General features: G+C 43.2%; 4 protein-coding genes. All 4 read right to left on the bottom strand.

What is annotated here, in order from left to right; all coding sequences use genetic code 11:
• Positions 1 to 86 precede the first annotated feature (86 nt).
• Positions 87 to 776 (bottom strand): response regulator transcription factor, encoded by a 690-nt coding sequence (locus QZY09_RS10075; protein WP_096352407.1) that lies wholly within the window; start codon positions 774 to 776, stop codon positions 87 to 89.
• 95 nt (positions 777 to 871) lie between these two features.
• Positions 872 to 2,026, bottom strand: coding sequence for a redoxin domain-containing protein (locus tag QZY09_RS10070; protein WP_295671955.1), 1,155 nt, complete (start codon positions 2,024 to 2,026; stop codon positions 872 to 874).
• Positions 2,027 to 2,137: 111 nt separating this feature from the next.
• Positions 2,138 to 3,607, bottom strand: a complete 1,470-nt coding sequence (gene gatB / locus QZY09_RS10065) for an Asp-tRNA(Asn)/Glu-tRNA(Gln) amidotransferase subunit GatB (RefSeq protein WP_295671952.1) — start codon at positions 3,605 to 3,607, stop codon at positions 2,138 to 2,140.
• A gap of 246 nt (positions 3,608 to 3,853) precedes the next feature.
• Positions 3,854 to 5,647: alanine--tRNA ligase (gene alaS / locus QZY09_RS10060; protein WP_295671949.1), on the bottom strand; the 1,794-nt coding region annotated here is incomplete at its 5' end.

Below are 5,647 nucleotides of genomic sequence, written 5' to 3'. Positions count from 1 at the left end.
TCACTAAGTCCAGCCTACATTACAACACATAAAAAAAGGCGGCAAGGTATTAACCTGGCCGCCTGCATCATAAATACCTTTCTAAACTATCCGTCGAATTTATACCCAACCCCTTTTACGGTAGCTACTACATCGTCACCAAGTTTTTCACGAAGTTTACGGATATGCACGTCGATAGTACGGTTAGTAACTACAACAGAGTCTTCCCAAATATTTTTTAATATTACCTCGCGGGTGTAAACTTTGCCCGGTTTTGAGGCCAGCAGGTAAAGGAGTTCAAATTCTTTTTTAGCTAAAACTATTTTAACACCGCGTTTATATACAAGGTAGGCCTCCCTGTCAATCACCAGGTCGCCAATCTCCAGTTTGTTTTCGGTAACATCTTCAGCAGGGGCATTGCGGCGCAGTATGGCATTAATGCGGCTAACCAGTGCACGTGGCTTTATAGGCTTGGCGATATAATCATCAGCACCCACATTAAAACCGGCAATTTCTGAATATTCCTCGCTGCGAGCGGTTAAAAAAACCATAAAGGTATTCTTAAACTCAGGCATGGTGCGCATAATACGGCAAGCTTCAATACCATCCATTTTAGGCATCATAATGTCAAGCACGATAAGGTCCGGAAGGGAACGCTTTGCTTCGGCAACTGCTTCCTGCCCGTTACGGGCTAAAAATACCTGGTAGCCTTCTTTCTTTAAATTATACTCAATGAGCTCCAGGATATCCGGTTCATCATCAACAATAAGGATCTTTTGTTTCGTTGCGTTACTCATGAGGGTTGATTTTTTGCGTAAAAGTATGCGCAAAAAAGAACAATATGGTAAAGTTAATATTAAGAAATTGTTAAATGTTACTTTATTTTAACGATTTATTGAGGCTTATGAAACGTTTTGTTTAAAAATTCTTCAAGGTCGGCGCCGGTAATGTTTTTTGCAACGATAAATCCCTGAGGATCAATGATGAAATTTGAAGGGATCTGATAAATATGGTACAGTTGCTCAGTCGGGCCCTCAAAGTTTTTCAGGTCGGATCCGTGCTGCCATGATAACTTATCATTAGCTATTGCCTGTAGCCATGCGCCTTTGTCGGTATCCAGCGAGATACCCAGGATGTTTAATCCAAGTGGTTTAAAAATTGCATATTGTTTAACCACATTTGGGTTTTCGCGCCTGCAGGGCCCGCACCATGACGCCCAAAAGTCGAGCATTACATATTTGCCTTTATAATCAGATAATTTTACGGGCTTGCCATCAACACCTCCAACAGTAAAATCAGGCGCCTTTTGACCAACTGAAACCGGCTTTGCAGCCATTTTATCTTTTATAAACCGCTGTACAGCAGGGTTAGCTTTAAAATCGGCATTTTTTATCGTGTCGGCATAGGCTATCAACTGCGATTCGTATTTAATAGAATCCAAAGAAGTAGCGGCATAGAAACCAGCAAGAGACTTTTTATTTTCATTCACAAATTTAAGGATAGCTACGCTGCCTTCATTAAATACCTTCATAAACGTGGGTTTGTATACATTCATTAAAGAATCCTGCACTCTCGCTCTGGATACCGAATCGTGGTTTTTGCTGCCGAGATCTCCTAATTTATTTTGATACTCCCCTACTATCTTATTCGTCCGGTCAACATACAGGTTATTGATCTGATTAAAATCCTTCAGTTTTTCCGATTCATCAGAGCCCGAAATTGTGTATGAATGGGTATTATCAGTGATACTGGTGCTGAAATCAATGGATTCGCCGTTTTTGGCAATAAACTCAAACAAGTTACCGCCTACACGTAACCCGTAAATATTAGGATAAGGAGTGCTATGCTTAAATTCAAACTTTCCGTTCTCACTCAGGTTGGCCGAGTCAACTACAGAAATGCCGTTTACATCCTGCTGGATCAAAACGATCTTTTTTAAGCTTCCCGGGTTATTTATCGTACCGGAAATAGTAAATGAATTCTTGTTACACGAAAACAAGGTCAACGCTGATAAAATAACTGCGTAATATAAAATATGCTTCTTCATTTTTTTCTTGGCTACAACAGGTTTGTTGATCTGATGCAAAGTTGGTATTTTAATACAATTCTGCAATATCTTTCGGACTTTCGGGGACTTTTCTGACTTTCGGACTATAATTTACCTCGATTCGAGTTCTTTTATCAGCAATTTATTAGTTGCCTGCGGGTCTATCTTACCTTTTGAGATTTTCATGATCTCGCCCATAAATAAGCCTAAAACACCTTTTTTACCGTTTTGATATTCAATTACCTTATCCGGGTATTTGGCAAGTGCTGCTTTAATAAACTCACTTACATCGGTTTTATCCTGGCTGATCAATAAATTCAACTCCAAGGCAAGCTGTTCGGGCGTTTTTCCACCGTTTTTAAGCATAGCAGGGAAAAGCTTTTGAGTGGCCAGCGAGTAATTGATTTTGCCTGAGTCGATCAGCTTGATCATTTCAGCCAGTGCCTGAGGGCTGATCACAAAATCGGCCATTGATTTACCGGATTCGTTGATATAGGATTTAACCGGGCCCATTAACCAGTTAACGGCGGCCTTATAGTTATCGGTACATTTTACCAGATCTTCAAAATATAAGGCAAAATCCTTGTCGGCAGTAATTACTCCGGCATCATAATCCGAAAGGCCTAATTGAGCAATGTATTTATTATATAACTCGTTAGGCAGTGCCGGCATACCTGAGCGTATGTTATCCAGGTATTCATGCGTTAAAACCAGTGGCGTAAGGTCGGGTTCCGGGAAATAACGATAATCATTCGCCATTTCCTTCGACCGCAAAACCGAAGTTTCGCCGGTATCCGCATTAAAGTTCAGTGTATTTTGGTCGATATAATCACCATTTTCAACCAGATTTACCTGGCGTTCAAACTCATGCTCAATAGCGCGCTGCACATTGCGGATGGAGTTAAGGTTTTTCACCTCGCAGCGGTTATTGTAGGTGGTTTCCCCTTTCAAGCGCACCGAAATATTGGCATCGCAGCGCATGCTGCCTTCTTCCATATTCCCGTCGCAGATATCGAGGTAACGAACCAGCTTGCGCAATTCAGTTAAAAACTGGCCTGCTTCTTCGGCGCTGCGCATATCAGGCTGGCTTACAATCTCAATCAGCGGCACCCCTGCCCTGTTCAAATCGATCATCGAATCCTCATGAAGCTGGTCGTGCATACTCTTGCCGGCGTCCTCTTCCATATGGATGTGGTGGATGGCGACATTTTTTGTTATACCGCCTGTCAGACGAACCGGCACAAAACCGCCGATACAAACCGGGAAATGGTCCTGGGTGATCTGGTAGCCCTTAGGCAAATCAGCATAAAAATAATTTTTACGCGCGAAGGTGTTATTTAAATTGATTGTGCAATTACAGGCCAATCCCATTTTAACCGCGTATTCAACCATTTTTTTGTTGATGCGCGGCAAAGTGCCGGGGTGACCCAGAGAAACCGGGCTGATATGTTCATTGGGGCCGCCGCCAAATGCTGCCGAATCTGAGGAAAAGGATTTACTTAAAGTGGATAACTGCACGTGTACCTCTAACCCTACAACCAGTTCGTATTTGTCACTTATCCCGTCTGCAATATTTGTCATAAATAATATCAGGCTGATATAATAGCCATTTTAGCAGGCCAAATATAAAGTTATTACTTATTAATTTGGTATATTTTATTCACATAGGAGTGTGGGGCTTGACATAATAAAAAAGTCTTGCCGAATTTATTTCGGCATCTCATATGCTAAGTAACCGCCATGTTCACCACCTGTCCTGTTGGTTACCTGCCTAAGGGCGACCTGTCACTGGGATGCCGAAATAAATTCAGCATGACGGATGGGCGGCTACTTCGTAACAAATGTCTTCGCTTTTTCCAGTGCTTTATCTAATCCAGTTATATCACTCCCACCGGCTGTGGCAAAGAACGGCTGGCCACCGCCACCGCCTTTGATGTCTTTGGCCAATTCGCGAACAATCGTGCCTGCATTCAAGCCCTTTTCTTTTACCAGGTTTTCAGCAATCATTACGGTTAGCGATGGTTTACCCTCGATATCTGCAGCCAGCACCAGGAACAGGTCGGAAACAATATCTTTTAGCTGGTAAGCCAGGTTTTTAATGGCATCAGCATTGGGCAGTTGTACTTTTTGGGCGATGAAATTGATTCCGTTTATTGCTTCAGCCTTTTCCGCCAGCTCATTTTTTAAGCCGGATGATTTTTCAAGGATGGATTTTTCGATCTCTTTTTTCAGCTTGTTGTTTTCTTCAAGCAAACTCTCAACGCTTTTGGAAAGATCTTTCGGGTTTTTCAGCAATTCCCTTAGCTGGTGCACCAGTTTGACCTGGGCATTGATGAAGTTTTCGGCAGCTATACCGGTAATGGCCTCAATCCGGCGCACCCCGGCAGCTACGGCGCTTTCGGCTATGATCTTAAAGAAACCGATTTGCCCGGTAGCTTTTACATGCGTACCGCCGCAAAGCTCCTTACTGAACTCATCATCGAAAGTGATCACGCGAACGTATTCGCCATATTTCTCGCCAAACAAGGCGGTTACCCCGCTGCTGATAGCTTCCTGGTAAGCGACCATGCGCTCTTCTTTCAGGAAAATATTTTCGCGGATCTTTTCGTTAACGATGGCTTCTATCTGTGCCAGCTCATCATCAGTTACTTTGGCAAAATGCGAAAAGTCGAACCGCAGGTAATCAGCGTTTACCAATGAACCTTTCTGGTTTACGTGGGTACCCAAAACCTGTTTCATAGCTGCATGCAGCAGGTGCGTGGCGCTGTGGTTATTTTCGGTGCTGGTACGCAGGGTTGGGTTAACAATGGCGGTAAGCGCGTCATCGGCTATATCCGGCAAACTGTCTGTAAAGTGAACAATCAGGCCGTTCTCTTTTTTGGTATCGGTTACTTCAATCACCTGCCCGTCCGGGAAAACCAGTTCGCCTTTATCGCCGACCTGGCCGCCGCTTTCAGCATAAAATGGAGTTTTATCCAGTACGATCTGGTATTGCTCCTTCCCTTTTGCGGTTACCTTGCGGTATTTTACCACATGGGCGATGGTTTCCAATTCATCATAGCCGGTAAACTCAACGGTATCGTCATCTTTTAAAACCACCCAATCGCCGGTATCAATGGCGGTGGCGGCGCGGGAACGGTTTTTTTGCGCTTCGAGGGCTGTTTCGAAACCTTCCAAATCGACACTAAACCCTTGTTCTCGTCCCATTAATTCTGTCAAATCAACTGGAAAACCATATGTATCTGAAAGTTCGAATACAAAATCACCGCTGATTCTCTTTGGTATAAACTCTTGATAAGCACCATGTTTTTGACCAGTCTCTAAACTGTTTAGCAATTTTATTTGACCATTAAACCTATTTATCCCATTTCCCAAAGTTCTCAAAAACGAGGTCTCCTCCTCCAATACCACCTTTTGCACGAAATCCTTTTGCTTATACAACTCCTCAAACACCCCCTTAAACTGTTCGGCCAGTAATGGCACTAACTGGTTCAAAAATGGTTCTTTAAACCCTAAATACTGATATGAATAACGCACCGCTCTGCGCAAAATACGGCGGATCACATAACCTGCTTTGTTATTAGACGGTAATTGCCCGTCGGAGATAGCAAAGCTGATGGC

Origin of the sequence: uncultured Mucilaginibacter sp., assembly GCF_903913935.1 — a bacterium.
GTDB lineage: Bacteria > Bacteroidota > Bacteroidia > Sphingobacteriales > Sphingobacteriaceae > Mucilaginibacter.
Note: the sequence above shows the minus strand (reverse complement) of the source record. Positions and strands in the feature narration are given on the sequence as shown.

What these genes read in the sequence shown, in the direction of transcription:
- QZY09_RS10075 (WP_096352407.1), bottom strand. Translation starts at nt 776, where the DNA reads ATGAGTAACGCAACGAAACAAAAGATCCTTATTGTTGATGATGAACCG.
- QZY09_RS10070 (WP_295671955.1), bottom strand. Translation starts at nt 2,026, where the DNA reads ATGAAGAAGCATATTTTATATTACGCAGTTATTTTATCAGCGTTGACC.
- gatB (WP_295671952.1), bottom strand. Translation starts at nt 3,607, where the DNA reads ATGACAAATATTGCAGACGGGATAAGTGACAAATACGAACTGGTTGTA.